The 26,684-nt window shown below is 64.9% G+C and carries 29 protein-coding genes; 15 read left to right on the top strand and 14 right to left on the bottom strand.

Annotated elements, in window-relative coordinates; genetic code table 11:
* Nucleotides 1-22: 22 nt before the first annotated feature.
* Nucleotides 23-889, bottom strand: a complete 867-nt coding sequence (locus NATTI_RS0112645) for an ArsR/SmtB family transcription factor (protein WP_006089830.1) — start codon at nt 887-889, stop codon at nt 23-25.
* A 175-nt stretch (nt 890-1,064) separates the two neighbouring features.
* On the opposite strand from NATTI_RS0112645, the gene NATTI_RS0112640 reads away from it, so the two are divergent.
* The 4 genes from NATTI_RS0112640 (at nt 1,065) to NATTI_RS0112625 (ending at nt 4,716) form a co-directional block, all read left to right on the top strand.
* Nucleotides 1,065-1,361: a DUF3311 domain-containing protein gene (locus NATTI_RS0112640; protein WP_006089829.1), complete on the top strand. Its 297-nt coding sequence runs from the start codon at nt 1,065-1,067 to the stop codon at nt 1,359-1,361.
* Entirely contained in the window at nt 1,358-2,833 is a 1,476-nt protein-coding gene (locus NATTI_RS0112635; protein WP_006089828.1) for a sodium:solute symporter family protein, read from the top strand. The genes NATTI_RS0112640 and NATTI_RS0112635 overlap by 4 nt, the downstream gene beginning before the upstream one ends.
* An 85-nt stretch (nt 2,834-2,918) precedes the next feature.
* A complete protein-coding gene (locus NATTI_RS0112630; protein WP_006089827.1) occupies nt 2,919-3,704 on the top strand; it encodes an SDR family oxidoreductase in 786 nt (261 codons plus the stop codon).
* A gap of 55 nt (nt 3,705-3,759) precedes the next feature.
* Nucleotides 3,760-4,716, top strand: a complete 957-nt coding sequence (locus NATTI_RS0112625) for a hypothetical protein (RefSeq protein WP_006089826.1) — start codon at nt 3,760-3,762, stop codon at nt 4,714-4,716.
* Between the two features lie 37 nt (nt 4,717-4,753).
* Here NATTI_RS0112625 and ubaA read toward each other — a convergent pair whose 3' ends face one another.
* A complete protein-coding gene (ubaA, locus tag NATTI_RS0112620) occupies nt 4,754-5,620 on the bottom strand; it encodes an SAMP-activating enzyme E1 (protein ID WP_006089825.1) in 867 nt (288 codons plus the stop codon).
* Between the two features lie 169 nt (nt 5,621-5,789).
* Here ubaA and NATTI_RS0112615 point away from each other — a divergent pair, with 169 nt between their 5' ends.
* From NATTI_RS0112615 to NATTI_RS0112605, 4 genes are all read left to right on the top strand, one after another.
* On the top strand, nt 5,790-5,975 hold the full coding sequence (locus NATTI_RS0112615) for an HVO_0416 family zinc finger protein (protein WP_006089824.1): 186 nt from the start codon (nt 5,790-5,792) through the stop codon (nt 5,973-5,975).
* A 224-nt stretch (nt 5,976-6,199) separates the two neighbouring features.
* Nucleotides 6,200-6,358: a DUF7563 family protein gene (locus tag NATTI_RS27645; protein WP_449289286.1), complete on the top strand. Its 159-nt coding sequence runs from the start codon at nt 6,200-6,202 to the stop codon at nt 6,356-6,358.
* A gap of 105 nt (nt 6,359-6,463) precedes the next feature.
* Nucleotides 6,464-8,335, top strand: coding sequence for a UvrD-helicase domain-containing protein (locus NATTI_RS0112610; RefSeq protein ID WP_006089823.1), 1,872 nt, complete (start codon nt 6,464-6,466; stop codon nt 8,333-8,335).
* On the top strand, nt 8,332-9,516 hold the full coding sequence (locus tag NATTI_RS0112605; RefSeq protein WP_006089822.1) for a M24 family metallopeptidase: 1,185 nt from the start codon (nt 8,332-8,334) through the stop codon (nt 9,514-9,516). Before NATTI_RS0112610 ends, NATTI_RS0112605 begins: the two co-directional genes overlap by 4 nt.
* 35 nt (nt 9,517-9,551) lie before the next feature.
* On the opposite strand, the gene NATTI_RS26085 is transcribed toward NATTI_RS0112605, so the two are convergent.
* A complete protein-coding gene (locus NATTI_RS26085) occupies nt 9,552-9,692 on the bottom strand; it encodes a hypothetical protein (protein WP_019991858.1) in 141 nt (46 codons plus the stop codon).
* A gap of 59 nt (nt 9,693-9,751) precedes the next feature.
* Complete coding sequence (locus tag NATTI_RS0112595; protein ID WP_006089821.1) at nt 9,752-10,039, bottom strand: DUF7533 family protein; 288 nt, start codon at nt 10,037-10,039, stop codon at nt 9,752-9,754.
* A gap of 136 nt (nt 10,040-10,175) precedes the next feature.
* On the opposite strand from NATTI_RS0112595, the gene NATTI_RS0112590 reads away from it, so the two are divergent.
* Nucleotides 10,176-10,781: a riboflavin synthase gene (locus NATTI_RS0112590; protein WP_006089820.1), complete on the top strand. Its 606-nt coding sequence runs from the start codon at nt 10,176-10,178 to the stop codon at nt 10,779-10,781.
* A 9-nt stretch (nt 10,782-10,790) separates the two neighbouring features.
* Here NATTI_RS0112590 and NATTI_RS0112585 read toward each other — a convergent pair whose 3' ends face one another.
* From NATTI_RS0112585 to NATTI_RS0112575, 3 genes are all read right to left on the bottom strand, one after another.
* Nucleotides 10,791-11,141, bottom strand: a complete 351-nt coding sequence (locus NATTI_RS0112585; protein ID WP_006089819.1) for a hypothetical protein — start codon at nt 11,139-11,141, stop codon at nt 10,791-10,793.
* A gap of 99 nt (nt 11,142-11,240) precedes the next feature.
* The gene (locus NATTI_RS0112580; protein WP_019991857.1) at nt 11,241-13,496 is read right to left on the bottom strand and encodes a midas domain-containing protein; all 2,256 of its coding nucleotides are present in this window, start codon (nt 13,494-13,496) and stop codon (nt 11,241-11,243) included.
* A gap of 91 nt (nt 13,497-13,587) precedes the next feature.
* Nucleotides 13,588-14,595, bottom strand: a complete 1,008-nt coding sequence (locus tag NATTI_RS0112575; RefSeq protein ID WP_006089818.1) for a PrsW family intramembrane metalloprotease — start codon at nt 14,593-14,595, stop codon at nt 13,588-13,590.
* A gap of 128 nt (nt 14,596-14,723) precedes the next feature.
* Here NATTI_RS0112575 and NATTI_RS26080 point away from each other — a divergent pair, with 128 nt between their 5' ends.
* The 3 genes from NATTI_RS26080 to NATTI_RS0112560 all read left to right on the top strand — a co-directional run bounded on the left by NATTI_RS26080 (nt 14,724) and on the right by NATTI_RS0112560 (nt 17,087).
* The gene (locus NATTI_RS26080; protein ID WP_019991856.1) at nt 14,724-14,888 is read left to right on the top strand and encodes a hypothetical protein; all 165 of its coding nucleotides are present in this window, start codon (nt 14,724-14,726) and stop codon (nt 14,886-14,888) included.
* 197 nt (nt 14,889-15,085) lie between these two features.
* Complete coding sequence (locus tag NATTI_RS0112565; RefSeq protein ID WP_006089817.1) at nt 15,086-15,463, top strand: DUF7532 family protein; 378 nt, start codon at nt 15,086-15,088, stop codon at nt 15,461-15,463.
* A gap of 184 nt (nt 15,464-15,647) precedes the next feature.
* Complete coding sequence (locus NATTI_RS0112560) at nt 15,648-17,087, top strand: DUF402 domain-containing protein (protein ID WP_027119142.1); 1,440 nt, start codon at nt 15,648-15,650, stop codon at nt 17,085-17,087.
* 39 nt (nt 17,088-17,126) lie between these two features.
* Here NATTI_RS0112560 and NATTI_RS0112555 read toward each other — a convergent pair whose 3' ends face one another.
* Together NATTI_RS0112555 and NATTI_RS25380 are read right to left on the bottom strand one after the other, a co-directional pair.
* Nucleotides 17,127-17,585 (bottom strand): NUDIX hydrolase, encoded by a 459-nt coding sequence (locus NATTI_RS0112555; RefSeq protein WP_006089815.1) that lies wholly within the window; start codon nt 17,583-17,585, stop codon nt 17,127-17,129.
* Between the two features lie 138 nt (nt 17,586-17,723).
* Nucleotides 17,724-17,864 carry a DUF7560 family zinc ribbon protein gene (locus tag NATTI_RS25380; protein WP_081603651.1) on the bottom strand — a complete coding sequence of 47 codons (141 nt, stop codon included), beginning with the start codon at nt 17,862-17,864 and terminating at the stop codon, nt 17,724-17,726.
* A gap of 251 nt (nt 17,865-18,115) precedes the next feature.
* Between NATTI_RS25380 and NATTI_RS0112550 the strand changes: the two genes are divergently transcribed.
* A complete protein-coding gene (locus tag NATTI_RS0112550) occupies nt 18,116-18,385 on the top strand; it encodes a hypothetical protein (RefSeq protein WP_006089814.1) in 270 nt (89 codons plus the stop codon).
* Nucleotides 18,386-18,490: 105 nt separating this feature from the next.
* On the opposite strand, the gene NATTI_RS27000 is transcribed toward NATTI_RS0112550, so the two are convergent.
* Together NATTI_RS27000 and NATTI_RS0112540 are read right to left on the bottom strand one after the other, a co-directional pair.
* On the bottom strand, nt 18,491-19,402 hold the full coding sequence (locus NATTI_RS27000) for a hypothetical protein (protein WP_019991855.1): 912 nt from the start codon (nt 19,400-19,402) through the stop codon (nt 18,491-18,493).
* A gap of 207 nt (nt 19,403-19,609) precedes the next feature.
* A complete protein-coding gene (locus tag NATTI_RS0112540) occupies nt 19,610-20,704 on the bottom strand; it encodes an aldo/keto reductase (RefSeq protein WP_006089812.1) in 1,095 nt (364 codons plus the stop codon).
* Between the two features lie 191 nt (nt 20,705-20,895).
* On the opposite strand from NATTI_RS0112540, the gene NATTI_RS0112535 reads away from it, so the two are divergent.
* Nucleotides 20,896-21,162: a hypothetical protein gene (locus tag NATTI_RS0112535; protein WP_006089811.1), complete on the top strand. Its 267-nt coding sequence runs from the start codon at nt 20,896-20,898 to the stop codon at nt 21,160-21,162.
* Between the two features lie 91 nt (nt 21,163-21,253).
* Here NATTI_RS0112535 and NATTI_RS0112530 read toward each other — a convergent pair whose 3' ends face one another.
* Entirely contained in the window at nt 21,254-22,036 is a 783-nt protein-coding gene (locus NATTI_RS0112530; protein ID WP_006089810.1) for a prolipoprotein diacylglyceryl transferase, read from the bottom strand.
* 179 nt (nt 22,037-22,215) lie between these two features.
* Nucleotides 22,216-24,780, bottom strand: a complete 2,565-nt coding sequence (folP, locus tag NATTI_RS0112525) for a dihydropteroate synthase (protein ID WP_006089809.1) — start codon at nt 24,778-24,780, stop codon at nt 22,216-22,218.
* 186 nt (nt 24,781-24,966) lie between these two features.
* Between folP and NATTI_RS0112520 the strand changes: the two genes are divergently transcribed.
* On the top strand, nt 24,967-25,803 hold the full coding sequence (locus NATTI_RS0112520; protein ID WP_006089808.1) for a hypothetical protein: 837 nt from the start codon (nt 24,967-24,969) through the stop codon (nt 25,801-25,803).
* Between the two features lie 14 nt (nt 25,804-25,817).
* Here the strand turns inward: NATTI_RS0112520 and NATTI_RS0112515 are convergent, their stop codons facing one another.
* Nucleotides 25,818-26,603 (bottom strand): ABC transporter ATP-binding protein, encoded by a 786-nt coding sequence (locus NATTI_RS0112515; RefSeq protein ID WP_027119141.1) that lies wholly within the window; start codon nt 26,601-26,603, stop codon nt 25,818-25,820.
* Nucleotides 26,604-26,684: the final 81 nt, after the last annotated feature.

The raw sequence follows: 26,684 nt of genomic DNA, 5'->3' as shown, positions 1-26,684 counted from the left end.
CCGGTACCACGGCGGTACGCCGTCAGTACGCCGGTCGGTACCAGTACCAGTAGAGGGTGACCGCGGTCAACACGAGCAGGCCACCGAGGAAAAAGAGGAGCCCCGGCGGAACGGTCTCGAACAGCGTCTGGGCGACCGCCGCAGTACCGTCGCCCGCGGGTTCGACAGCGCCGTCGCCGGCCGCCGGTTCAGCATCGAACGTCTCGCCGGTCCCCTCCTCGTCGTACGCGACGTCGGCGTCGTCAGATTCGGCCTCGTCGGCCTCGTCCATCTCCTCGTCTTCCGCATCCGTCTGTTGTGCGCCGAAATCGTCGTCGGCTGCGTCGTCCGTCGAGTCGTCCGATTCGGTGTCTCCACCATCCTCCGATTCGCCGGCGTCTCCACCGTCGGTATCGTCCGTTTCTGCCCCCGCCGGGGCCGTCCCCGCCCCCGAGGAGTCCGTCGCCGACTCGGCCCACCGCGTGAGTCCGTGGTGGACTAAGAGGCTCCCGCCGGCCAGCGCGCCGATCCCACCGACGAACCGGGAGAGGGCCTCCCGTATTCGGCTCGCCGCCGACTCGTCGCCCGTGACGATCAGCGGACCGTCGGTCGTCGCGTAGACGCTCATCTCGTTGCCGCGAGAGGAGTACCACGTGTCGACAACGGAGACGAGCCCGGCATCCTCGAGTTTCTCTAAATGGTACCGAACGTTCTGAATCGAGGAGTCGATCGCGTCGGCGACGTCGCTCGGCGTTCCGGGCTCCTCGTCCAGTCGGGCGTAGATTTGGCGCGCAGTCGTCGACGAGAGCGCGCTGAAGACGGCATCGGCGTCCTCGCCCTCGAGGTCGACGACGCGTGGCTGGCCCTCGTGTTCTGCGGGTTCGGAGCGAAACGGGAACAGCCGGGCCATATCAGTTCGAGTTGCATTCGTCTGGCAATACCTATACGTTTTCTCCTCCCTGAAAGAGCGATTTTACCTTGCCAAATCGTGCGACTGAGCGACGGTCTGAGAACCGATAGTAGATTCTCTTCAATCGGAAACGTTGAAGGGAAACGGGTATCAGCGTCGATCCCAACCTCCGGATATGCGTCGGCTAGAACTCGTGGGCTGGATCGCGGTCGCGGTCGTCCTCTGCGCGCTCGCGATCCCGTGGTTCTTCTGGGGGGACGCAACGGTGGTCGCCGGACTCCCAGTGTGGCTCTGGTGGCATATCGGCTGGATGGGGCTCACGTCGGTCGTCTTTTACCTGTTCACCCAGCGAGCGTGGGGAATCGGCATCGAAACTGAATCGGGGGGAGACTCGAGCAGAGACGGAACGTCGAACGGGAACGGCGGAACGAATCGCTCGGCCCGATCGGCGACTAACGGTGATCGACCGTGAGCCTCGCCCTCCAACTCGGCATCATCGTCGGCTACCTGCTTCTGGCGCTGGCCGTCGGGCTGGTCGCCTACCGACTGACCGACCGGACGGCGGAGGACTTCTACCTCGCCAGTCGGACGGTCGGAACGATCGTGCTGCTGTTTACGACCTTCGCGACGCTGCTCTCGGCGTTTACGTTCTTCGCGGGACCGAACATCGCCTACGCCCAGGGGCCGGAGTGGATCCTCGTCATGGGGCTGATGGACGGAATCATTTTCGCCGTCCTCTGGTACGTCATCGGCTACAAGCAGTGGCTGCTCGGCCAGCGATACGAGTACGTCACGCTCGGGGAGATGCTCGGCGACCGGTTCGCCTCGAGGCGACTCCGCGGGCTCGTCGCGGGCATTAGCCTGCTCTGGCTCTTTCCGTACGTCATGCTCCAGCAGGTCGGCGCCGGCACCGCCCTCGAGGCCCTGACGGAGGGCGCCGTTCCGTACGCCGCCGGTGCGGGACTGATTACCGTGTTCATGATCCTCTACGTCGTCATCGCCGGCTTTCGGGGGATCGCGTGGACCGACACGCTGCAGGGCGCATTCATGCTCGTCGCGACCTGGGTCGCCCTGCTCTGGGTGCTCGCCGTCGTCGGCGGTCCCGGTGCCGCAACGGACGCACTGGCATCCAACGAAGCGACCGCCGACTTTCTCTCGCTCGGCAGCGCCTACTATACGCCCCAGTGGATGCTCTCGACGGCGATTACGATCGGCTTCGGCGTCGCGATGTTCCCGCAGGTGAACCAGCGCTTTTTCGCCGCGGGCTCGAGAACGGTGCTCAAGCGCTCGTTCGCGCTGTGGCCGATCCTCTGCGTGTTGTTGTTCGTCCCCTCGTTCATGCTCGGCGCGTGGGCCCGCGGGCTCGACGTGGCGATTCCGGAGGGCGAGAACGTGCTTCCGGTGATCCTCGCCGAGTACACGCCGGTCTGGTTCGCCGCGCTCGTCATTGCCGGCGCGATGGCCGCGATGATGTCCTCTTCGGACTCGATGCTCTTGTCGGGGTCGTCCTACTTTACGCGGGACCTGTACCGACCGTTCGTCGACCGCGACATCTCGGATCGTCGTGAGGACCTGCTGGCTCGAGTCGGCGTCGTGGGCTTTGCGACCGCCGCCTTCGTCGCCAGCCTCTGGAACCCCGCAACGCTGTTCGAACTCGGCGACGCGGCCTTCAGCGGTTTCGCCCAACTCGCCCTGCCCGTCATGGTCTCGCTCTACTGGCGGCGGACGACTCGAGCCGGGATCACCGCCGGCATCGTCCTCAGCCAGGGCTTTTACCTCTCGAGTCTCTTCCTCGCGACCGTCCCGAGCGCGTACGCCGGCTGGACGGCCGGACTCGTCGGGATGGGAATCGGACTGCTCGCCACCGTCGTCGTCTCGCTGGTCACGACGCCCGCAGACGACGAACGCCGGGCGATCTACTTCGACGGATTGGGCGCGGACTAATCGACGGTTTCCACCGACATCGGACCCGAACGAGCGCCTTGCCAGTGACATTGAGACTTTGTAGCACGCCGCCGTGTACTCGAGCATGGATCTCGATCTCGACGGCAACAGTGCACTGGTGACGGCCTCCTCGAGCGGCCTCGGCTTCGCGAGCGCACAGGCGCTCGCCGAGGAGGGCGCGAACGTGATGCTCTGCGGTCGCGACGAGGATCGGCTCGAAGACGCCCGCGAGGCGATCGCCGAGACGGCCGTGGGCGAGGTCCGAGCCAGGCCGACCGACATCACCGATCCGGACGCGGTCTCCCACCTCGTCAGCGAAACGGTTGACGCCTTCGGCGGGCTCGACCACCTCGTCACGAGCGCTGGTGGCCCGCCGAGTACGACCTTTCTCGAGACCGACGAACGGGACTGGTACCAGGCCTACGATCTGCTGGTGATGAGCGCCGTCTGGACGATCGAGGAAGCCCACGAGCACCTCCTCGAGTCCGACTACGGCTCGATCACCTGTATCACGTCCCGCACGGTCCGCGAGGTCGCGGACGGCCTGTTGCTGTCGAACGCCGTCCGTCGGGGCGTGATCGGTCTCGTGAAAACGGTCTCGCGGGAGTTCGCCCCCGAGATTCGCGTCAACGCGGTGCTGCCGGGGACGATCGAGACGCCCCGTATCGAGGAGCTCATCGAGGCGAACATCGAGCGCGGCGTCTACGACGACTACGAGGAAGGGCTGGCGGACCTCGCGAGCGAAATTCCGATGGATCGCATCGGCGAGCCCCGTGAGCTGGGCGACATCGTGACCGTGCTCTCGAGTCCGCGCTCGAGTTTCGTCAACGGCGTCGCGGTGCCCATCGACGGCGGGTTGCTGCGGAGCTAGAACCGGACGGCTCGGAACCGTAACGCTCTCCGTTCCCCTTCTCATCTCTCGATTCGTGTACCGTTCGGCACAGTTTGCGGGCTACCTCGCGTTGCTTCTGACGGCCGGAACGTTGCTCGTGGGGGCCGTACTCGCTCCGACCGAGATGCCGATCGGAACGACCGGCATTCAGCTCGGAATCCTGCTCACCGCCGCCGTCGCCGGCGTGATCGAACACCGACGTGAACTCGAGGCGTTCGAGACGCCGGCGTTCGACCGAAGCGACGCCGCCGCCGGGCTCGCGGTGGTCGTCGGTGCCGTCGTCACCTACGCGCTGAGCGTCTACGCCGGTATCGGACCCGTGCTCGCCTCCGCGCTCGTCGGACTGGCCGCCGGACTCGCCGTCCCGAGGGTCGGTGCACCGGTCTACTGTGGTTCCTTTGTCGGGATGGCCTCGCCGGCGGTGTTCGGGTCGCTCGAGTCCGTCGCCCTCGCGGGCGTCGTCGCGGGACTCGGATTCGTCGCAACGACGGAGTCGTTCGGCGGCGTCGGCGGCAAGCTGGGGACACTCGCGATGTTCGGCTGTCTCGCGACCGCGGCGCTGCTGGGGCTCGATTTCGCCGAGGCGGGGGCCCCGCAGTGGGAGTTCGCCCACCTCATCGTCCCGGTGGCCGTCGCCGGAGCCGTCGCGACGGTCGTCCTGAGCGTCCGCCTCGAGTGGGGTGCCGTGGTCGGCTCGGGTGCCGTGGGCGTGGCTGCAGGCGTCGCGTTTCCGCTCGCCGTTCCGGAATTCGGGTCGACGCTGGCCGCCGTCGCCTTCTGTGCTTCCTTCGTCGGAATGTCGAGCGCGGATCGGTTGGGCGGAGCGCTCGCGGTCGGCGTCGCCGGCGGGCTCTCCGGAGTCGTCTTTCTGCTGGTCGCGCCGGCGTTCGAGGGTTCCGGCGGGAAACTCGGGACGATCGCGTTCGTCTCCTGCATCGGGCTTCTCGGCGCGCTCGAGCTTCGAGAGATCGTAACCGAACGGCTCCGATAACGAACTGGGCCGAGAAGAGCTAGTCAAAGCTGGCCGACTAATCCGCCGAAATCCCGCAACTGCCCTCGTAGCTCACGTCTTCGACCGATTCGATGTCGGGTTCGTCACCACAGACCGGACAGGACGGGTTCGACAGGATCTCGACCGTCTCGAAGGTCATGTCCATCGCGTCGTACATGAGGAGCCGTCCCTCGAGCACCTCGCCCTTGCCGAGGACGTACTTGACGACCTCCGTGGCCTGAATGCAGCCGACGGTGCCGGGAAGGACGCCGAGGACGCCCGTCGTTGCGCAGTCGGGGACGGTACCAGGTTCGGGTGCCTCGGGAAAGATACAGCGGTAACACGGCGGCGAGTCGCCGGCGGTACCGTCGCTCGCCTCGCCCGAGTCGTCGCCGCGTTCGTTCGTGAACATCGTCACCTGCCCCTCGAAGCGATAGATCGCACCGTGGGAGAGCGGCGTCCCCGTGAGCACGCAATAGTCGTTGAGCAGGTATCGCGTCCCGAAGTTGTCGCTGGCGTCGAGCACGACGTCGTAGTCGTCGACCAATTCCGCGACGTTGTCCGCCGTGATGCGGGTCTCGTGCGGCTCGACGTCGATGTCGGGGTTGAGCGCCGCGACGTACTCCGCCGCGCTCTCGACTTTCGGCCGGCCGACATCGTCGTCGCCGTGGACGATCTGTCGTTGCAGGTTCGACCGTTCGACGACGTCGTCGTCGACGATCCCGATGCGACCGATCCCGGCCGCTGCGAGATACTGGATCGCCGGGGAACCGAGTCCGCCCGCACCGACGACCAGCACCGAACTCTCGAGCAGCCGTTGCTGTCCTTCGGGCCCGATTTCGTCCATGATCACGTGTCTCGAGTAGCGATCGAGCTGGGTGGCATCGAGGCGCAGGTCGCTCATGGGTGGCTATTCGGCCGAGACCGAGAAAAGTCCGCTGGTCGGTATACTGCCGCTGGAATCGAACAAACGGGTAGCGGAGACAGTCACTCGTCGGGATGCGTTAGCCGGGTCGAGGCAGAAATATGGGTCGACCACACAGTTTAATACCATGGGTGATATTGACACACCTATGGCAACCTCACCCAGTGATGCCGGTGACGACGTCATCGACCAATTCCTCACGGACCGCGGTCACACGGTAGAACGAGTCGGGTGGGACCAGGAGTATAACAAGAAACAGTGCCCGGACTGTGGCGGCCTCCACGATACGTCCGCCAGCACGTGTACCGTCTGTGGCTGGGAGCCCACGCTCTGAGGCCACTGAGACTCCGTTTTTCGAATACTGTCGGCGACACTCGAGTTCCATAGCGGCCGCCGTCGAACTGTCCGGAATCAGCCTCCTGACGGTTGTCCGGGTGCCGGCCTGATTCCATCGGACCCGATCCACTGTCGGTCACCGGCGTTGTTGTCGTATTTTCCCGGGTGAATATGCGATAGAACTATACTGTATGACCCCACAATAATTCAGTGAGAACCACTATGCCGGAATGCCAGAACTGCGACGCGTTCGTCACCGATGCGTACGCTCGCGTGTTCACCCCACGCGGTGTCGAGAACCCGCGAGTCTGTCCCGACTGCCAGGACAAAATACGCGACGGTGCCGAGATACGAAGCGCCCGCTCTCCACGAAACCCCTGAAACAGTCGGTTTCGGTCGCTTGCGGTCGAAATGGGTACCCGCATCGGCATTTTTGCCGACGATAATCCACGTGACTTATGGGTATTGCGCCCTTGAACAGCTACAATGGCTACTACGGAGACGAAGGTGACCCGGTTGTTCGGTGGTCCGGGCAGCGGCAAGACGACTGCCCTGCTCGACCACGTCGAAGAAATCCTCGAACAGGATGACGTGACGTTCCGGGATATCCTCGTCGTCTCGTACACGCGAGCGGCTGCACAGGAGGTTCGCGAACGATTGGCCGAGCGACTCGACGAGAGTCCGCGAGCGCTGCAGGGCAACGTCTGTACGATGCACGCGAAGGCCTACGAACTGCTTGATCTCTCTCGAAGCGACGTTATCGGCGAGTCCGACAAGGAGGAGTTCTGCGATGAGTTCGGCATCGAGTACGAAGACGAGTACAGCGGCGCCGGCCGGCGCACCGCCCGCTCGACGACGATCGGAAACAAGGTTATCGCGACGAGCCAGTGGCTCCAGCGGACCAGTCGCGACGTCGCCGACTGGTACGATGTCCCCTTCCAGTGGGACGAAGAGGAGGTTCGACTTCCGCCGGAAATCGATCCGAACGCTCAGGAGGGCAACAAGTACACGCCGACGTGGCCCTCCGACGACGACCGTATCGACGTCCCCGAAGCGATTCGCGGCTGGCGCGCCTACAAGGGCGAAAACGGCAAGATCGGCTTCGCGGACATGCTCGAGCGCGTGAAGCAGCGTTCACTGCTCCCGAGCGTCGACTACCTCGTGATCGACGAGTTTCAGGACATCACGACGCTGCAGTACGACGTCTACGAGGAGTGGAAACCGCACATGAAGCAGGTCCTGATCGCCGGCGACGACGACCAGGTCGTCTACTCCTGGCAGGGCGCCGACCCCGCACTCCTGCTTGACGAGGAGGTCGACGAAGACGTTATTCTGCCGAACTCTTATCGGCTCCCCTCGAACGTACTCAACGCGGTCAACAAGGAGATCCGCCACATCGACAAGCGCCAGGACAAGGACCTCAAACCGCGCACGGAGGGCGGGTCCGTCGAGGCTCGACGCAACGCCTCCATGCTCGATGTCGTTCGTCTGGTCCGGCGATCCATCGTCGAAGAGGGGACTGTCATGGTGCTCTTCCGCGCTCGCTACCAGATGTTCCAGTTCATCGATGAGTTCATCACCGAGGGGATGCCGTTTACGTCCCTGACCGACCAGCGGATGTGGACAGACCGACTCACCCAGTACGTTCGAGCCGTCGAGGCGATCGACGCGGGCGAGGACGTCACCGGCCTACAGGCCCGACGCCTCGCCGATATGCTCCAAGAGTCGGCCTTCGGCACCAACGATCGTGACGCGCTCTTCGACGAGATCGACGAGCGACAGGAGGAGTCCGGCATCGAAGACTTAGCGGAGCTCATGATCCCGGTCGAGGTCGTCCAGGATCACGTTCCGTTCATGCCCGGCCCCGCGTCGGCCTCGGACATGCTCCGGAAGGTCACCAACTTCCAGAAGAAGAGCGTCAAATCCTACTTCGCTATTGGTGAGTACGAAAAGATGAAGACCGACCGCGTCCGTGTCGGCACCATCCACTCCGCGAAGGGGCGTGAGGCCGACCACGTCATCGTCGGCACCGACCTCACCGAGAAGGTCGTCGAGCAGATGGTCGCGACCGTCGATGACCCAACGGCGATTCCGGGCTGCGAGGAGTTCACCAAGACGACCTCGCCGGTTCCCGTTCTCACCGACAACGAACGCCGCGTCTTCTACGTCGGCATGTCCCGTGCCCGCGAGCGACTCGTCTTGCTCGAGAACCTCGTCGACGGCGCGCCGACGCTTCCGATCGACGTCTTGCTCCACAACGAACTCCTCGAGACGCCGCTCGAGGATCTGGTCGAGGAGGCCCAGCAGCCGGCCGACACCGACGCCAACGGCGAGGAGATCGAAGCGGAAGCGCCGTGACTGACGCGGAACTACCTGCAGGCGGTTTCGAGAGCGAGACTGTCGATGCGCACCTCGAGTCGACGATTCGCGACACGCTCGAGCGCCGCGAGGCGAATGCGTTCGTTCACGTCGGGGCCCACGACGATGCAGCCATTCGATACTGTCTGTCGGCTTTCGAGCACGATTTGATCACCGACTGCGCCACGCCCACGTTTGCGGTCGCGTTCGACGGGAACGAGTGGGTCCTCGACTCGAGTCGAGACGCGTCGACTCACCCCGCCGAAGCGCTCGCGACTCGGCTGGCCGAACGGATCGAATCGGGCACGGCCCTCACGCCGGCACGAGTGCCACACGACGCCGCGCTCTACCTCGAGCAAGCTGGCTTCGACCTCGCCTCGACGGACGTCCTCGAGCGCGCTCGAGCGACGAAGACGGACACCGAGCGCGACCGAATCGCGAACGCACAGGCCGCCGCAAGCGCCGGCATTCGAGGCGCAGCGTCGCTGCTCGCAGGCGCAGCACTCGACGACGGCACTCTCGTGGTCGACGGCGATCCGGTGACGCCGAATCGACTCCGGACGGGCATCGACGAAGCCATCGTCTCGGCGGGCGCGTTTCCCGCGGGAAACACGGTCGTCAACCCCGATCCGGGGCACACGCCCTCGACTCTCGATAGCAGCGGGGGAGCGGCCGATGGCGACGGAGACACGAGCGAGGATCCGCTGCGACCCGGCGAACCGATCGTCCTCGAGACGGCTCCCCGCGGACCCGACGGCTACCACGCCGGGCTCGTCCGCACGCTCGTCGTCGACGGCGACGGCGGCAGCGAGCGCCGCGCCCACGTCGGCGCGACGCAGTCGTTTCGATCCGCGGCGGCGATGTTGACCGCGGACGCGGAGTCGGTCACCGCCGTCGAAGCCGACCTCGAGGCCGAAGTCCGCGCGTTCGGCTTCGGTGAGGGTGACGACATCCGGACACGAGCGTACGGCGTGGGTCTCGAGTCCTGCGAACGCCCGCTCGAGGGTGGCGATCAGATCGAACCCGGAAGCGTCGTTCGACTCGAGTCGGCCGTCCACGTCGGCGACGGGGCGTGGCTCCGGATCGCCGACCTGCTGGTCAAAGCGGAGGACGGCGAACGGGCGACGTACCTCGAGGCCCCGTCGCGGTCGCTCGAGCCGTCGGCGGTGCTCGAAGACTGACGTAGAGGGGACCGTGCTGGAACCGAAACAGCGGTCTACCGGTCCGTCTCGGACTCGTCCGCGTCTTCGTTCTCGTCTTCGTCTCCGTCCGAACCCGTGAACCGACCGTAGACGCTGACGAGACCGTCGATCACTACTTCACCCAGTTTGAAAATACCGATAATGGCGTCTGCCACGAGTCGCTCCTCCTGTCCGTTCTTTCACGCACACAAACATAAACCCGTCCGCCGAAACGCTACGAGCGGTCGTCTCGAGTCTCGGACGGAACCTCCTGGGGTTCGTCCTGCTCGGCGTCCGAATCACTTACGACCGACCCCGCCACTCGTTTGGCGACGAGCCCGGGGATGTCGGTCGGGAGCGTCACGCGGTGCTGGACGATCACGAGCGTGACGGCGAGCACGAGCAGGATCGCTCCGGTCGCCGTCTCCCCGCGAACGAGCAGAAACTCGAGCCCGGCGAGCGCGGCGGGAATCGCGAGGACGAGCGTCCCCGCGAGTTTGATCGTGTCGATGAGACCGGTCATTGCGCGGTGATAGCGCGGGTACGGACAAAAGGACGGCGACTGGATTCGTCGATCAATGCTCGAGAAGAGCGCGTCTCAGATCTGGAACGCATGACGGGTTCAGAACGCCTTTATTCGTCCGCTGGTACGTCAACGTATGTTCACGGGAATCGTCGAGGAGACCGGCGAGATCGTCGCACGCGAGCGCACCGAGGACGGCCTGCGGCTTCGGATCGGAGCCGACGAGGTCGCGACGGGACTCGAGCACGGCCAGAGTATCAGCGTCAGCGGCGTCTGTCTCACCGTCGAGCGCTTCGAGGAGCGAACGTGGTTCGAGGTCTTCCTCGCGACCGAGACGGTCAACCGGACCTATCTGGGCGACCTCGAGGAGGGCGACGCGGTCAACCTCGAGCGCGCGATGCCGGCCGACGGTCGATTCGACGGCCACGTCGTGCAGGGCCACGTCGATGCGGTCGCGACGGTCTCGAATATCGAGTCCGTCGAAGAGGACTGGTTCTTCGAGTTCAAACTCCCCGAGGGGTACGGCCGCTACGTCGTCGAAAAGGGATCGATCACGCTCGATGGAATCAGTCTGACCGTCGCGAACCTGGACGAGGAGAACGGTCGCGTCACCGTCGCGATCATCCCAACGACGTACGACCTCACGACGCTCGCCGACAAGGATGTCGGCGATCCGGTCCACCTCGAGGTCGACGTGCTCGCGAAGTACGTCGAACGGCTGCTCGAGGCCCGATTCGACTGAAGTACGGTCCTACGCGCCCGGAACGCCGAACGCACTGACGCCGAGCCCGAAGACACTGTTGAGCACGAAGAGGATCACCAGGGCGGAGACCCAGGCTGCGAGCCCGATCAGGGCGGCGTCGATCCAGCCGCCAGGGTACCGCCAGTTGATAACCCAGATCCAGGCGAGCAACGCGAACAACGGCCCGAACAGCGGAATCCAGACCGTCAGCGCCCACGCGATCGCGCCGGCGAGTGCGGTCACGACCGCGTAGGAGTAGTCGTCGACGTCAGCGATAATCGATGCTCCTGCGTAAATAGCCAATCCGCCGACGAGCAGTGCGACGACGAACGCGACGACTGATCCGATAATTGGAACCATCACGAAAGCGTACACTTCTCACCGGTATATATACTGCGTAACAGACTCCCGCGGCCGGTCGTGTTCGTCGCTCTTAACGTTCGACTGACCGTCGCCGTCCTATCGATCCGTCTCCCCGCTGTCGGCCTCGATCGAGTCCCTGCAGGCCTCGAGCAGGTCGGCCTGGCGCTCGAGCAGGTCCACAACCCGTTCGCTTTCGCGTTCGACGTCGTCGCCGAACTGCTCTTGGAGCGAGCGAAGCTCCTCGAGGTGGTCCGCGAGTTGTCGGGAGAGGTCCTCGTCGGGGAGCCCCCTGTGAGCCGCCTCGAGTTCGTCGATCGCCTCGCTCAGCGACTGCTGCTCGTGGGAGTCACTGCTCCCGGTGCCCGTCAGCGCGGTAACGGCGTCGAAGTACTGCTGCGTAGCTGACTTGGCGTTCTCGACTCCCTGTCGCTGGGCGAGCAGCGGCGTCGCAACTGCGGCTCGAGCGGCTCGCTGCTGGACGGTGAGGCTTTGCTCGACCAGTTCCTGTCCGCTCGTCATCGCTGCCCGCTGTGCGGCGAGGGTGGCCGCGAGTGGCGTACTCGACCGGGACCGATCCAGATCGCGGCTCTCTGCGTCTGTCGCTGTAGCCGTTCCGTCGTCGTCCACTCGCGCTCGTGCGGCCCGATCCGAGGCCGTATCCGAGTCGACCTCGTCGTCGGAGACTCGCTGTGGAGTGACATCGTCGGCTGCCGATTCGTCGCCGGCGCCTCGGCCGGCGAGCGCGTCTGGATCGATCTCGGCTGCCCGCTGGTCGTCCGATTCCACGGCCGATTCGATGTCGACTCCCGGGACGATGTCGCTGGCCGTCTCCTCGCTTTCCTCGATCGTTGCCGTCTCGCCGACAGCGGGTTCTACCGACTCGTCGCTCGCAGCCGATTCCGCCGGCTCGAGTTCGGTTTCCGGTCGCGGGTCCGCCTCGCTCGACGCGTGGTCGCCGACGTCGGGATCGAGTGCCGTCTCCGGCCGACCGTTGGCACTCGATTCAGTCTCCGGACTCGCTCCACCGGAGTTCGACTCCGCTGCCGATTCGAGGTCGGTGCCGGTGTCGAGTTCGTCGACCAGACTCATCTCGTCGGTCTCGCCCTCTCCGTCAGTGGGCTCAAGGTCGTCGGTATCGTCCAGCTCTGCGGCTGCCGCCAGATCGATGCCCGGATCCATCTCGTCGGCCACGTCGTCCGTTTCCGCCGGACCGTCAACCTCGCCGTCGTCCAGCCCGTCGGACTCGTCGGCGACCGACTCGAGATCGGTGCCAGTGTCCAGTTCGTCAGCTAGATCGGACTCGTCAGTCGAATCCGTCTCGTCAGTCGAATCAGTCCCTGGCGTTTCGGATTCGGTCTCTGCGGTCTCGATCGGACCGTCGGCATTCGTGTCGTCAGCGTCCACGTCGCCGACGCTCTCGAAATCCGCGGCCCGTTCCGTGCTCGGGCCGCCATCGACGCTGTCGGCGCCGTCGGTGGCGTCGGTGGTGTCATCGTTCGAACCCTCACTCGATGCCATATCGTCGAGCAACTCCTCCTCGTCGATCGGTTCCGGGGTTTCGCCCGCCGGTTCGTCCTGAACGCTAGCGCGGTCCATCTCGCCGGGCGATTCGACGGGTCGAGTGTCGCTCATCGCGTCCGGCGAAGACTGTTCGTTCGGTTCGGCCGACCCGGTCGCCGGCCCAGTGGTGCTCCAGTCGTCCGCTTCGGCCGACGATTCCGTGTCGTTCCATCCATCCGAATCATCGACCGCGTCGCTCGTATCGTCGCTGCCGTCCTCGCCCGTCATTCCGCTCGTCGGAATCTCATCCGGCTCCTTGAACTCGTCAGTCGGATCGTCCGGATTCGACCCGTCGAGCGTCTCCGTTTCCTCGAGATCGTCCGGCATCTCGGCTGTCGCCTCTTCGTCGAGGGGAGGCTGATCCATCTCTTCGACCGAAACCGTCCGGTCGGGTTCCGCGGATCGTTCGGCCGCGTCGTGGGTCGACGGATCGTCGAGTTTCTCAGACGGATCCCGCTCGGAAGCCGTGTCCTGTTCGCCAACCGGATCCGGCGTTTCGGACTGGCCCGTTTCGCTGTCGATTTCGGTCGACTCGTCCTCGAGGTCCGCCACCGATTCCGACTCGAGTCGGATCGCCTCGCTCGAGATTTCGTCGACCGACTCCTCGTGGACCTCGAGAGTCTCCTCGTGGCTCTCGCTCCAGGTGAGTGCGGCTCTGATCGAGTCGACGAGACCGGAACGGGGTTCGACGCGGGCGGTATCCGCTTCGATCTTCCTCACGGTCCCGATCACCTCGCCGTTGGCGTTCTCGACGGACTTCTCGAGGTCGTCGTCTGTAAAGGTCGCGCTCATACCGGACAGTGCGACACTGCGAGGCAAGCCGGTGGTGCCTGCACCAGCGGGCCGCGAACCTGTCGGAGGGTCGCGTCGGTGAAATCGGCCGTCAGCGCCGTGGCGGGTCGAACTCGGTCAGTTCCGGCTTCGGCGACGCACGCGTCTCATCTCTGACAGCGCGGTAGGTCCGGCGGTAGCGGGCGATCTTTCGGTAGAGGTAGTAGCCGACGACGAGGTCGAACAGGATGACGTAGCCGACGAACGCGAGTTCGAAGGAAACGGCGTAGGTCTCCGCGACGAGGCCGGGAACGATACCGACCGTGGTGTTGTACGTCGCGTGGACAAACGCGGCGATCAGGAGCCCCTTCGCGACGAGCGGACCGGCGTGTTCCGGGTTGAACTTCGCGAGTCCGAGGTAGTAGCCCGCGATGGCGGAGTAGATGACGTGACCGGGACCGACGAGCGCTCGAACGGTCGCGATGCCGGTCGCGGCGGTGATCGTCCCGACCTCGGCCGTCGCGACCGTGCTGGCGATGTAAATGGCGTTCTCGATCGCCGCAAACCCGAGTCCCGCGATTGCACCGTACACCGCGCCGTCGATGACCGCGTCGAACGTGTCGCTGCGGTAGGCGAAGACGCGGACCGCGAGGAGCTTTACCGCCTCCTCGACGGGTCCGACGATCAGGTAGAAAAAGAGGACGGTGCCGATAACCGGAATCGCCTGCAGAACCGGCCCCACGGCGGAGTTCACGACCGCCGCGAACGTCGCAAAGAGCACGGCGAGAATGAACGTCGCCACCAACAGCGACAGCGGTTCGCTCGACGTGATATCCGTGTACCAGATAAATCCCGCGAGCAACGCCGCCGGAACCACCGAGAGCCCGAAGAAGAACGAGAGCGACGGCTCCTCGAGGACGAGCACCGCCGGTTGGACGAGCAAGAGGAGAGTGATTCCCAGCGCGACGGCGAGCACGATCGTCTGTAACCCGTAGTTGACCGCGTTGTAGAGCACGTACGCGAGTCGATCGACCACCGTTCGCGGTTCCCACGTCGAGACCTCCTGGAGGTCCCGCGACTGCTCGTCGGCCCGTTCAACCAGGTCGCGTCGCTGATCCATACCCGTCGCTACGACGTCCGCTCCGGTAAGCGTTCGGCGAGGAAAGGAACCTAGTATGATATTCACTGTCAAGATCCATATAAGGATCGTGCTTATCAGTGTCCGATTGCGATACTCGACCGACAACGATGTACAACTCGAGCCGAGGGATCCTCTACACCGCGCCGCCGGGACCAGACGAGACGGACGAAAACCGATCCGAGGGCGACGTTACAGCCACGAACACCAGCACGGACCCCGAAGAGGCCGTGCTGTCCGCCGAGAGCACCGAGAGTCTCGCGGCCGACGACTGATACTGTCCGCTGGAAGTCAGTTCCGGGAGGATCGCAACCGTCCTGCGATCCCACCGGTACATCGGTACAGCGAACCGTATGACGCGAGCGGCGAACGCGAACAGCACAGTTCTACCACCCGGATCCGAACTCTCGTCGAGCCGTCGCGCCGACGCGGACTCGGAATCCACAAAGGCCTCCCCACCCAACCGACGGCTATGCACTTCGATCAGCGAACGCAGCAGGCACTCCGGGACGTCGGCCTCGAGACCGACGACCTCCGAGCCGCCTCGGAGGCGGTCGTCGAAGCGGTCGAAACCGATGCGACGGCGCTCGAGAAGTTCTTCGACGCCCACGACACTGTCTACTCGGATATGGAGATGGCCCACTCGGCGTCGGACTACCCCGAACACGCGGTCGACCAGCTCGATCTCACGACGCACGCGGACGAGATGCGTGGCTGGCTCCGATTCGACACATGGGGCGTCTACGTCGAGGACGGCCGAGTGCTGCCGGACGAAACGGTCGAACTGACGCTGGGTCCGACGATACACGCTCGAGTGCGGTTCGCACCCGACCGCGAGACATTGGAGTGATTTCCGTGCTGAGAGGCGATATCCCTGACGGCCGATACGCGCAGCGAGCGCAACGAAACGGATCCGCGGCGGCGAAACGAGAGTACGTGGAGGCAAAGCGAGGACGGATGGTGGCGAAACGACGACGGATGGAGGTGGGTCGATGACGGATGGAGGTGGGTCGATGACGGATGGAGGTGAGACGATGACGACCGTTCGAGTCCGCGGCATCTATACGACGGCGATCACGCAACTGCTCGGCGAGAACGGGCTCGAGGTCGTGCAGGCCTCCGACCCGATCCGAGAACGGTTCGACGACTCGTTCGAGACCGTGCCGGCGGACATAAGAATCGAAACGACTCGTGACAGACAGGGCGTCGAGGTCTCGGGCGAGTCCGGCAGCGTCGATGCGGTCGCAAGCGATCTCGAGGGACTCGCGATCGATGCTTTTCGCTGGGAGGACGCCGTCTCGCGCAGCGCAGTCTTCGAGTGCGAAGTGATCGACGCCGGGGGTGGAGGCGGCGCGACGGTCGACCTCGGAAACGGTCGACGCGGCTACCTCCACTACGACGACGTCGACGGCTACGTGGATGCGGGGAACCGCTATCGCGTGCAGGTCCGCGAGCCCGCGCCGCCCTGGAGCGACGACGATCCGCGGGTCGTGCCGACGCTCGAGGTGCAGGGCGGGCTCTGTACGCTCTCGCGCGATCGGACCGGCGTTTCTGCGGCACTCCGGGGTGAGCGAGCCGACGAACTCGTCGGCATGACCGACCTGCTCTCGGTCGAGATCCCCGACGGCTGGGGCTTGCGCTGGCAGCACGCGGCCGCCGACGCCGACCTCGAGGCGATGACAACTGCGCTCGAGCAGGCAGCCGACCGCGTACGGGCGCTCGAGAACACACTCACAGACGCGCCCGAGGAGCCGGACGAACCCGGGGTACTCGCTGCACCGCGGACGACGGCGTGGTGCTGGTTCGGTCGCGAGTCGCGGTTCGCGCTGGACGCGGTCCGTCGCGAGGTGGAGACGACGATGCCGGGCCACCACCGGACCAAAGCCGCCGACCGGGCCGCGAGCGCGGCGGTCGACTTCGCGGAAGCTGTCTGTGGCTCTACCGGCACGGAGACGGATCTCGCCGACGGCGAGTTTCCCTTCCCTGCAGTCGCCCAACAGTTCGGTCCGGCATCGGGAGATCGGATCGGGATCGGTCACGGGAAGCCCGACGGCCGACTCATTTCGCTGGGTCGCGGCGAGGTAACCGACTGGAACGGGGACGGCTCGGTGACCCTCGAGCGCTCGATGCGCGGCGGCGGCACGTACGACGCGCTCGACGTGCCCAAGGAGAACGGCGACGTTGCCGTCACCAAGTTCCGAGAGGGTCGGTGGTGGTATCCAACGACGTACAGAGACGAGCAAGGCACCGCGAAGGGAACCTACGTCAACGTCTGTACGCCGGTCGAACTCTTCCCCGACGCGGCGCGGTACGTCGACCTCTACATCGACGTTGTCCGGGCACCCGACGGAACGGTCGAGATCGTCGACGCCGACGAACTCGAGGCCGCGGTGGCCGACGGCTACGTCTCCGACGAACTGGCCGAAAAAGCGAGAGGCGTCGCCGAAGCTGTCGAGCGCGCGCTCTCGAAGTGAGAGATACTGGAACGGACGGATGGAACGGACCGAACGGGCTCAGTCAGAGACCGTCGCGACGTCGTTGGCCGGCGTCACGTTCGGCAGCAGATGGACGTAGTCGTCGAGATCGAGGGCGAACTCCCGAGCGGTCGTCGGCTGGACCCAGTGCAGGTCGAACTCGGCCCCGTGTTCCTCACCGCCGTCGGTCACCGTATGCGTCCACTGATCTCGAGGCTCGTGAACCGTCGAGTGAAAGAAATGGCGGACGTAGCGCTTCGGCGGCGACTCGCGGCGCGTCCAGACATCGGTCGTCAGATGGCTCGTCGAACTCAGCGTCCCGAGACCGCTCTCCTCGATAACCTCCCGAAACAGCGCCTCGCGCGGCGATTCGCCGGGCTCGAGCGTTCCTTTCGGAATCTGTAACCCGTCGTGGCCCGGTCCGTCGAAGACCAGTAGTTCGCCCGTCTGGCGCGTGATGTACGCACACGCTTTCTGGACGTACGTAACGTTATTCATGACGTAGTAACACACAATGACGCCGTATAAAAAGCCACTCCCAAAAGATGTTAAATGGGACTAAGGGTCTTGTTGCGGCGGTTCGACTGGTCTGCGATTCGGTTCGGCGAGTTCGTGACGAGTCGACCGCGTCGGGAGTCACGTTCCGAAGTGGACGTCGGTCACCGACCGACCGCAGACGGGACAACCGCTCGACAGCGTCGCCTCACGCATCGGGCCAGTCACGGGAATCGCTCGCTGGCAGTCCGGACAGGTGAACTCGTATGTTTGGGTGGACATGGGTCTCTCCTATCACACAGTAGGCACCCAGCGGGGTTAGGGGGAGTACCCGAATATAGAGGGAGGTGTATAGCAGCCGGAGCCGACCACCTCTCAAGCTCTCACGGCACCGGGTAGACGATTGCAGGAGCGGACCGAGTACGACACTGTTCCACCCCGCTGGAGTTAGACGGCTCCGAGCGCCTCGAACGTATGAATGCGGTACGTAAGCAAGGAACACGATTAAGCGCGACTGGCAGCTACCTCCGCCGATGACGACGTTAAACGAGGAGATGGCGACCGTCCGCTCGGAGGTCGAAGACGTCCGCGAACAGCTCAGGGCGGAGGTGCCGACGCTCTTCGAGTTCGACGTGACGGTAGGCAACATCTCCTACAACACGAACAGCGACAGCGTTTCCGTGACCGTCGAACCGAGCTCTCGAGCGCGCGAACAGATCTCCGAGCAACTCGGCGGCGTGAACGTGAAAACGAGCGGCCAACTCGAGTTCGAGTTCAGAGTCACGACGACCGACGCGGAGTAGGGCGTCAACAGGCCCTGGCTCTCGACAGTCGGTCGGTCTTGAGGACCAGCGACGTGTAGCACCGAGTTCCTCGACCCGGCACTGACTCGTTAGCTGCGTCGTGGGTTAGTTCGAGTTCTTCTTCGCTTCTTTCTTCTTTTGTTCTTTCTTCGTGGGTTCGTCCGGATCTTCTGGATCCTCGGGGTCTTCGGGATCCTCCGGGTCTTCTGGGTCTTCGGGATCCTCCGGGTCTTCTGGGTCTTCGGGATCCTCCGGGTCTTCTGGGTCTTCGGGATCCCCCGGGTCTTCTGGGTCTTCGGGATCCTCCGGATCTTCTGGATCCTCGGGGTCTTCGGGATCCTCCGGGTCTTCTGGGTCTTCGGGATCCCCCGGGTCTTCTGGGTCTTCGGGATCCTCCGGTTCTTCGGGGTCTTCGGGATCTTCCGGGTCTTCGGGATCCTCCGGGTCTTCTGGGTCTTCGGGATCTTCCGGGTCTTCGGGGTCCTCCGGTTCTTCTGGGTCTTCGGGATCCTCCGGTTCTTCTGGGTCTTCGGGGTCCTCCGGATCCTCTGGGTCTTCTGGACCTTCGACGCAGTAGCCTTCACTGATCGTCAGAAGGGCATTGTTGCCACCCCCACTGAACGCGACGGTCGCGCTCTCGACGGTTCCGCCATCGTCCCTGAAAACGTCAAAGTGAACGGCTCCTTGCCCTCCCCCGGGGAAGTATCCGTCCACCGTTTCGCTGCCCCCATCCTCGAATTCGACGGTGAGCACCGCACCGGCTTCGATCGCGGTCGGGCCACCCGGCGTGAGTACCCACTTCCAGTATCCTCGTTCCCCAGGACAGTCCTGCATCGCGTGCTCGCCCCCCTGTCTGCCCCACTGGAGCGTTCGATCATGATTTTCACCGTCGGCGGGTTCGGTGTTCGAGCTATCCGTCTCCGATTCGGTACTGTACCTGCCGAGGCAGCCGCTGAGACCGACGATTGCCAGTCCGCTACCCCCCAGGAACGCACGTCTGTTGGTCGGATCGACCATACGCGACTGACAGTCCACCCAGAGATAGTTATCAACACCCAGAACAATATCTCGGGTTTTCAGGAAATATCAAAAAATTATTTCCCAAAATAATTGTCGGCTAGACGGCTTTATGAGCCATCTAACGGCGGACTAGGCGAACAGTACCGAGAGATGAAACAGCCTGATAGAATTGTTAAATCTGCTTACCTTTGTTCCGTGGATTCCTCAGTCGGCCGCGAGCTTGTCGAGCCCCGCCGACTCGATGTCCGCCCCGCCGACCGACGAGCGCAGCGAGTCCATGCCATCGTCGCGGTCGATATCGAAGTCGCTCTCGTACAGCTCTTCGACGCGAGCCATCTCCTCGTCGGAGAGTTTCGGCACGTCGCTCGCGGCCGCCCACTCGTCGATATCGGCTGTCGTCCGGAACGTCGGCGTGACGGACGCGACCGGGTCGTGGGAGAGGAGCCACGCGATGGAGGCCTGCCCCATCGTTCGTTCACGGCCGCTCGCTTCGCTCGAGCTATCCGCGGACCGTGGCTCCGCGCGCTCGAGGAAACGCAACGCCTCGAGTTTCTCCCAGCCGGTCTCGTACCAGGCGTCGGGTCGGAAGCCGCGGTGGTCACCCTCCTCGAGTTCGGTCTCGGGCGTCACCTGCTCGTTGAGGATACCTGAGGAGTGAGGGACACGGGGGATCAGGCTGGTCGACGATCCCGTCCGCTCGATCGTCTCGAGGAAGTGGTTGCCCACCTCCTGTTCGAGGACGTTCCAGACGAGTTGCAGGGAGTCGAACTCCTTCTCGATGGCGAGGTCGCCCTCCGCGAGCCAGCCGATCGAGGGGCCGAGCGCGAGCCCGCGCGCGCGGACCAGTCCCTCCTCCTCGAGTTCGTCGAGCAACTCGAGTACGTCGGGGGTGATCTCCTCGACGTTGGCGTTGTGGAGCTGGAGTACGTCGATCTGCTCGACGTCGAGTCGCTCGAGGCTCTGCTCGACGGCGTCTCGGAGATAGTCGGGGTCCATCTCCTTGGGCAACTCGCCGTGGCCGGCCTGGGGGTTGTTGTAGAAGTCGTAGCCCACCTTGGTGGCGAGCGTCACGTCGTCGCGGACGTCCGCAATCGCTTTGCCGATGAGTTCCTCGCTGCGGCCGTGGCCGTAGACGTCGCCCGTGTCGATGTACGTCACTCCCTGGTCGATAGCGTACCGAACCATCTCGAGGGCGTCGTCTTCTGAGCGGTCGCCCCACCAGTCGGTGCCGACGACCCACGCGCCGAAGCCGACTTCGCTGACCTCGACGCCGGAGTCGCCGAGTTCCTGGTATTGCATGTACGGCTCTTGGGAGCGAGGGGACTTATTGCGTGCGGAACGCGTCGCAGGGCGGACGGGAACGTGTTCGGTCCAGTTCAGTCTGGCAGAACAGGTTCGGTCCGGTTCGATATCAGTTCCAGCAGCGGACCGCGGCGCGGATTCGGTCCGCGAGGCGAATGACTCATGCACGGTCGCTAACGAGCTATCGTATGGATGAGCAGTCCCGGCGACTCGACTCTCCCAACCTGCTGCTCGTGATCGCCACCGTAGCCATCGCGAGCGTCGCCGCTCTCGGTGCCCTCACGCTCTTCGAGTTCGGTCTGCCGGCGTCGCTGACCCTGAATCCGCGCCACGTTACCGTCGGGACGATCGTCGCCGGCACGCTGCTCGTGGTCGGTGCCATCGCGCTGCCCGCATACGTGCTCTCCGGCTGGCAGTCGGCCCAGGAGGAGGCGGGTCGAGAAGGGAACCCCTAGCTCGGAGTAGCAAGCAGTTCGAGAGGCTCGAGCCGCCCGAACGTTCGCGCGTCGCCTCGAGAAGCCGGCGTCCCGTTGGAGCTGTACTGGGTTATCGGTCGTCGTCTTCGTCAGTTTCGTCGTCTTCGTCGCTTGCATCGGCCTCCGACTCGTCGCTCGTCGAGTCGGCGTCCTCGTCCGGATCGACTTTCATCTCCGAAGCGTCCTCATCGGGCGTTTCCTCGGGTTCGGTCGCGTCGGTCTGGGACGGCTGTGCCTGCTCGGGGTCGGGCCCGGTCGCTTCGGCCACTTCTTCGGCCATCGCCGTATCGGAGACGTCGACTTCGACCGGCTCGTCATCGTCGCCGGTACTGCGGCGGGGGTCCTCCTCGTCACCGCCGTGTTCTGGTTTCGTTCGCGGCTCGTCCTGCTCTGCGTCATCGGTGAACTCGATCCTCGAGCCCGTCTCTCCCTCCTCGCCGAGCTGTGCCGACTCGTCAATGTTCCCCTCCGCGTCGATCTGTGACTCTCGCCCGGAATCGGTGCGCTCAGCAGCGGCGCTGGCCTCGTCCGATGTCTCCTTCCCGGCGGTCCCCTCCTCGATCTCGACCGTACTCGGTTCGAAGGTGGGCGACTCGCTCGAGCGCCGGTTTCGGAGGCCGTAGCTCAGCAGCCCGGCACCGACGGCCGCCTTGGGTATCGCGCGGAACTGCCCTCGTTTGAGCGAGCGGAGGGCAGACAGGAGCAACGCGCCGCCGCCGAGCAATGGCAGCAACACGCGTTTCGGGTTGTCGACTATCGACGTGGCCGTCTCGACCGGTTTTTCGACGTCGTACTCCTCGAGTTTCTCCGTCGGAATGTTCGCCGCCAGATCGGAATCGTGTTCCTCAGGCATGAGTTGTAATCGTTCGCGCACGCTGCGCTCAGTGGGAGTACTCCGTCCGGACGGTTGAAGGTTGGACCGGCACCTGAACACTCAGTCAACTGCTTCGCACACGGCGGCACGGAGAATCTGCCTTACTACCTGGTTTGAAAGCCAGGTGGAGCCGCGGTCGGTGAATCGCCGAGCGGTTATCACTCGAACCGTTCCGGATCGCGCGCTGCGAGCGCCGTCCGAACCGCGGCGACGTTCTCCGGCACGTCGTGGACGCGGACGATGTCCGCACCGCGGTCGGCTGCGAGCGCACTCGCCGCGACCGTCGCTGGGCCGCGCTCGCCGGCCGCCGAGCCCACGTGATCGAACATCGACTTGTGGGAGTGGCCGAACAGGATCGGACAGCCGAGCGCACGGAACTCGTCGAGGCGACCGAGGATCTCGAAGCTTTCGCGGGCGGACTTGGCGAACCCGATACCAGGGTCGACGACGATATCCTCGCGGTCGATTCCGGCCTTCTCGGCGAGCAGCACGCGCTCGGAGAGTTGGTCGATCACGTCCTCGACGACGTCGTCGTACTCGATGTCCCGATCCGGAACGACCGGCGCATCGATGCTGTGCATCACCACGAGCCCCGCGTCGTGGTCGGCCACGACGAAGCGCATCTCGGGATCCTCGAGCCCCGAGACATCGTTGACGATGTCGGCACCGGCCTCGAGTGCCGGCTCCGCGACGGCGGCCTTGCGCGTGTCCACGGAGATCTCGACGTCGAGATCCGCGATCCGTTCGATCACGGGGACGACGCGATCGATTTCCTCCTGAACCGAGACGGGATCGGCACCCGGACGGGTCGACTCGCCGCCGACATCGATCACGTCGACGCCGGCCTCGATCATCGCCTCGGCCTGGGCGAGGGCGTCCTCGAGCGCGTCGTACTCGCCGCCGTCGTGGAAGCTGTCCGGCGTGACGTTCAGGATCCCCATCACGGCAGTGCGATCGTGCCACGGATAGCGGTCGTCGCCGCGGTTTTCGGCCGATTCGGTGCCGTCTCCGCCCGCGTCGCGTGAGTCCACATCGACCGAACCCGACGCACTCGAGGCCGATGCGGTTACGTCTGCAGTCGCCGCATCGAGTTCGAGGGTCTCCCGGATCTCTCGAGCGACGTCCGCCAGTCCGCTCGAGCGGCCGTCCGCGTCCGACTCGAGGGTCGCGACGAGCGCCTCGAACTGCCTGACGGTTCCCATCAGAACCGTCTCGACAGCCTCGGCGTGCTGCTGGAGCCCGGAGACGGCACACTCGCCGCCGAGGCGAACCAGTTCGGTCTTCAGTGCGGTCGCCTGACCGGAGTCGACCGTCAGTTTGACCACGCGGTGGACGGCGTCGGCTTGCGATTGGGTACTCTCAGTTTGCGGGACGTTCGCCCTCGCGAGCGCGTCACTGGCGTCCGCGAGGTTCCGAATCCGCTTTGGCACGCCGGCAGCGGTCCAGCGCGAGCGAGCCTCCGCGACGGCGAACAGCGACCCGGTCACGAGCACGCAGTCGTCGCTCCCGGCGTCCGCGAGTGCGGTCTCGAGGGCGTCCTGAACGCTCTCGCTCGTCCGAACGTCGTCGACGCCGGCGTCCGCGAACACCGTCGCGAGGACGTCTCGGTCCTCAGCCCGATCGAGCGACGGTTCCGCGACGCGTACCGAATCGGGCGTCGGCAGCGTCGCGGCCATCTCGCGGTGGTCCTTGTCGTGCATCGCGCCGAAGACGAGGTGGAGGTCGTCGTAGGCGTACGTCGAGAGCGTCTCCGCGAGTTGCTCGCAGGCGCCGGGGTTGTGCGCGCCGTCCAAAATCACCAGCGGTGCCGTATTGATCACCTCGAAGCGACCGGGCCAGTGGGCGCTCCGCAGTCCGCGTGCGAGGTCGTCGTCCGCAATGTCGGTCACCTGTCTCGCGAGCACGGCGGCGATACCAGCGTTTTCGGCCTGGTGGGTGCCGAGAAGGGGAATATTAGTCTCGAGACGCCAGCCGTCGCGCTCGATGGCGACGGCGGCTTCGGTGTGGTTCGCCCGTCCCCCGTACTCGGCGGTAACGTCGGGGCCGTCTTCGTCGTCCTGTACGGTAGACGCTCGACCGACGGTCACCACGTCACCGGCAATCTCCTGAATCGCCTCGAGTGCGTCTCCGGAGACGCCGGTTACCAGCGGCGCGTCGGTCGGGGCGACGTGTGCCTTGTCGCGGGCGATCTCTTCTTCGGTGTCGCCCAGGATGCCCGTGTGCTCGAGCGTGACGCTCGTCACGGCGCTTGCGATCGGATCGACGACGCTCGTGGCGTCGTACTTGCCGCCGATACCGACCTCGAGGACGGCTACGTCGACATCCTCGCGGCCGAAGTGCCAGATGGCCATCGCGGTCATCGTCTCGAAGAACGTTGGTGATTCGCCGTCGGCCCCGCGCTCGGTGATGTACTCGTAGACGGCCTCGACGTAGTCACGGACCGCCGACCGCGGGATCTTGCGGCCGTCGACGCGGACGCGTTCGCGAAGATCCTCGAGGTGGGGCGAGGTGTAGAGGCCAACCGAAAGCCCGGCCTCCCGGAGGCTCCGTTCGACCATCCGCGCCGTGCTCCCCTTCCCGTTGGAGCCGGCGATCTGGACGAAATCGACCGTCTCGTGAGGGTTCTCGAGGTGGGCGAGCAGCCGCGCCGTCGACCCCGTCCCGGGTTTCGGGCGGAACCGCCGCAGATCGAATAAAAAGTCCGCCGCCTCGTAATACTCCATACTCGAATCACAGAGTCCGCGCGCTTAGGAATGTCGGACTTGGCATCGTCTTCGCTCCCGACGTCCGTCTCTGTCGCTCCGTCACCGTGTCCGCTTCGCGGGGTCGTTCGGCCCCCCTCGGTGACGACTAAAATAACCACTACACTGTGGGGAAAGTATTTATCCAATACGTACTGCCGTGTTGATATGAATCGCCGAACGATCCTCGTCGGCGCTGGACTCTCCGTCACCTCCGCCACTGCTGCTCTCGGTGGCTGTCTCGACGAACAGGCGGCTGACGACGCAAGTCCGGGGGCCGACACCGATGGAGACGACGGAGGTGAGAGTGCCGACGACGGCGAAGACGACGGGACGGACGGTGACGACGATGAAGACGACGAAAACGAGGTCGAGGAGGCCATCGAAGAGGACCCACGGGTCACCGAGCCGTCCCACGGTATCGAGCGGCCGGACCCACCCGAAGACCCGGACGATCCGGACGATCCGGACGATCCGTTCGACCCGGAGGACAACGACTGGAACGAGGAGTACCTCGGGGATCAGATGGCGACCGAGCCGTCACTCGAGTTCGAGCGACTCCTGACACCCGCCGTCACGATACGAAATACTGTGTTCAGCACCGACGCTAAACCGAGCGGCGAGGTGTATCGAGTTCGCCTGATAGGTGACGAAGACGAGTACGAATCGGTGTTCGACGACGCAGACGCGGACGACGAGACGCGAGACCGGCTACGGGCCGTCGATTTCGACGAGTCCGTACTGGTGCTCGTCGAGTCCGGCTTCGGCTCCGGCTCGGTCGACCACCGCTGGGCACGCATCGAGAACGACGACGGTATCGCGCAACTTCACGGCTACTACACCGACCCGTACGTACGGACCGCCGATCTGACTTCTCGGCACTCCGTTCTCGAGGTCGAACGGCCGTCCGACGGCCTCGAGTTCGCTCGCGTGAGTCTAACCGTCGGCGAGAATCGTCGGATCCACTTCAACTCGACCGAGGGAATCGTCACGCTCGAGGAGTGAGCTGGAGACGATCGTCACTCCATCGACGGCTCGACGGTATCGTCCTCGGGAGGCGACGCCTCCTGCGTGACCTCGAGGAACGCCTCCTCGAGACTCCGCGCTTCGCCGGTTTCGGCGCGGGACTTCAGCGTCTCGGGGTCGCCCTGGGCGACCAGTTTGCCGTCGTGGAGCACCCCGATCTCGTCGGCCAGTTCGTCGACGACGGGAAGGATGTGCGTCGAGAGGAAGATGGTCATCTCCCGATCCGCGAGGTCGGCGATGGTCTCGCGCATGGTTCGAGCGGCCCGGGGGTCCAGCCCGCTCGTCGGCTCGTCGAGGAAGGCGACGGCGGGTTCGTGGAGGACGGCCTGGATGACGCCGACCTTCTGGCGCATTCCCTTCGAGTAGCCCTCGATCCGCCTGTCGGCATCCTCGAGAAGGTCGAACCGCTCGAGCAGCGACTCGATGCGCTCGGTGGCGTCGGCGTCGGGGAGGTCTCGGAGCCCGGCGGCGTACTCGAGCTGTTCGCGTCCCGTTAGCTCGTCGTAGATCGGCGGTTCCTCGGGCAGATAGCCGATGTGGGGCGTGACGGCCTCGCGGTCGGTGATCGAGTGGCCGGCGACCCGGGCCGTCCCCGAGGTCGGTTTCGTCAGCGTCGTCAGCATTCGCATCGTCGTCGTCTTCCCCGCGCCGTTGGGGCCGAGGAAGCCGTACACCGTCCCCGGATCGACGGTCATCGTCAGCCCGGCGACGGCGGTCGTCTCGCCGTACCGTTTCGTGAGGGCCTCGGTTTCGATCGCGGGGGCGTCGGCGGGGCTCATACATCTCGTTTCGTCGCACTCGATGTAAATGTGTGACATATTCGACGGTGCTCGAGGCACCAGCGGGTTACCACGCGCCCG

Origin of the sequence: Natronorubrum tibetense GA33 (assembly GCF_000383975.1) — an archaeon.
Taxonomy (GTDB): Archaea; Halobacteriota; Halobacteria; order Halobacteriales; family Natrialbaceae; genus Natronorubrum; species Natronorubrum tibetense.
This window is presented reverse-complemented; position numbering and strand designations above follow the sequence as displayed.

What these genes read in the sequence shown, in the direction of transcription:
- NATTI_RS0112645 (WP_006089830.1), bottom strand. Translation starts at nt 889, where the DNA reads ATGGCCCGGCTGTTCCCGTTTCGCTCCGAACCCGCAGAACACGAGGGC.
- NATTI_RS0112640 (WP_006089829.1), top strand. Translation starts at nt 1,065, where the DNA reads ATGCGTCGGCTAGAACTCGTGGGCTGGATCGCGGTCGCGGTCGTCCTC.
- NATTI_RS0112630 (WP_006089827.1), top strand. Translation starts at nt 2,919, where the DNA reads ATGGATCTCGATCTCGACGGCAACAGTGCACTGGTGACGGCCTCCTCG.
- ubaA (WP_006089825.1), bottom strand. Translation starts at nt 5,620, where the DNA reads ATGAGCGACCTGCGCCTCGATGCCACCCAGCTCGATCGCTACTCGAGA.
- NATTI_RS0112615 (WP_006089824.1), top strand. Translation starts at nt 5,790, where the DNA reads ATGGCAACCTCACCCAGTGATGCCGGTGACGACGTCATCGACCAATTC.
- NATTI_RS27645 (WP_449289286.1), top strand. Translation starts at nt 6,200, where the DNA reads ATGCCGGAATGCCAGAACTGCGACGCGTTCGTCACCGATGCGTACGCT.
- NATTI_RS0112610 (WP_006089823.1), top strand. Translation starts at nt 6,464, where the DNA reads ATGGCTACTACGGAGACGAAGGTGACCCGGTTGTTCGGTGGTCCGGGC.
- NATTI_RS0112595 (WP_006089821.1), bottom strand. Translation starts at nt 10,039, where the DNA reads ATGACCGGTCTCATCGACACGATCAAACTCGCGGGGACGCTCGTCCTC.
- NATTI_RS0112590 (WP_006089820.1), top strand. Translation starts at nt 10,176, where the DNA reads ATGTTCACGGGAATCGTCGAGGAGACCGGCGAGATCGTCGCACGCGAG.
- NATTI_RS0112585 (WP_006089819.1), bottom strand. Translation starts at nt 11,141, where the DNA reads ATGGTTCCAATTATCGGATCAGTCGTCGCGTTCGTCGTCGCACTGCTC.
- NATTI_RS0112580 (WP_019991857.1), bottom strand. Translation starts at nt 13,496, where the DNA reads ATGAGCGCGACCTTTACAGACGACGACCTCGAGAAGTCCGTCGAGAAC.
- NATTI_RS0112575 (WP_006089818.1), bottom strand. Translation starts at nt 14,595, where the DNA reads ATGGATCAGCGACGCGACCTGGTTGAACGGGCCGACGAGCAGTCGCGG.
- NATTI_RS26080 (WP_019991856.1), top strand. Translation starts at nt 14,724, where the DNA reads ATGTACAACTCGAGCCGAGGGATCCTCTACACCGCGCCGCCGGGACCA.
- NATTI_RS0112565 (WP_006089817.1), top strand. Translation starts at nt 15,086, where the DNA reads ATGCACTTCGATCAGCGAACGCAGCAGGCACTCCGGGACGTCGGCCTC.
- NATTI_RS0112560 (WP_027119142.1), top strand. Translation starts at nt 15,648, where the DNA reads ATGACGACCGTTCGAGTCCGCGGCATCTATACGACGGCGATCACGCAA.
- NATTI_RS0112555 (WP_006089815.1), bottom strand. Translation starts at nt 17,585, where the DNA reads ATGAATAACGTTACGTACGTCCAGAAAGCGTGTGCGTACATCACGCGC.
- NATTI_RS25380 (WP_081603651.1), bottom strand. Translation starts at nt 17,864, where the DNA reads ATGTCCACCCAAACATACGAGTTCACCTGTCCGGACTGCCAGCGAGCG.
- NATTI_RS0112550 (WP_006089814.1), top strand. Translation starts at nt 18,116, where the DNA reads ATGACGACGTTAAACGAGGAGATGGCGACCGTCCGCTCGGAGGTCGAA.
- NATTI_RS27000 (WP_019991855.1), bottom strand. Translation starts at nt 19,402, where the DNA reads ATGGTCGATCCGACCAACAGACGTGCGTTCCTGGGGGGTAGCGGACTG.
- NATTI_RS0112540 (WP_006089812.1), bottom strand. Translation starts at nt 20,704, where the DNA reads ATGCAATACCAGGAACTCGGCGACTCCGGCGTCGAGGTCAGCGAAGTC.
- NATTI_RS0112535 (WP_006089811.1), top strand. Translation starts at nt 20,896, where the DNA reads ATGGATGAGCAGTCCCGGCGACTCGACTCTCCCAACCTGCTGCTCGTG.
- NATTI_RS0112530 (WP_006089810.1), bottom strand. Translation starts at nt 22,036, where the DNA reads ATGCCTGAGGAACACGATTCCGATCTGGCGGCGAACATTCCGACGGAG.
- folP (WP_006089809.1), bottom strand. Translation starts at nt 24,780, where the DNA reads ATGGAGTATTACGAGGCGGCGGACTTTTTATTCGATCTGCGGCGGTTC.
- NATTI_RS0112520 (WP_006089808.1), top strand. Translation starts at nt 24,967, where the DNA reads ATGAATCGCCGAACGATCCTCGTCGGCGCTGGACTCTCCGTCACCTCC.
- NATTI_RS0112515 (WP_027119141.1), bottom strand. Translation starts at nt 26,603, where the DNA reads ATGAGCCCCGCCGACGCCCCCGCGATCGAAACCGAGGCCCTCACGAAA.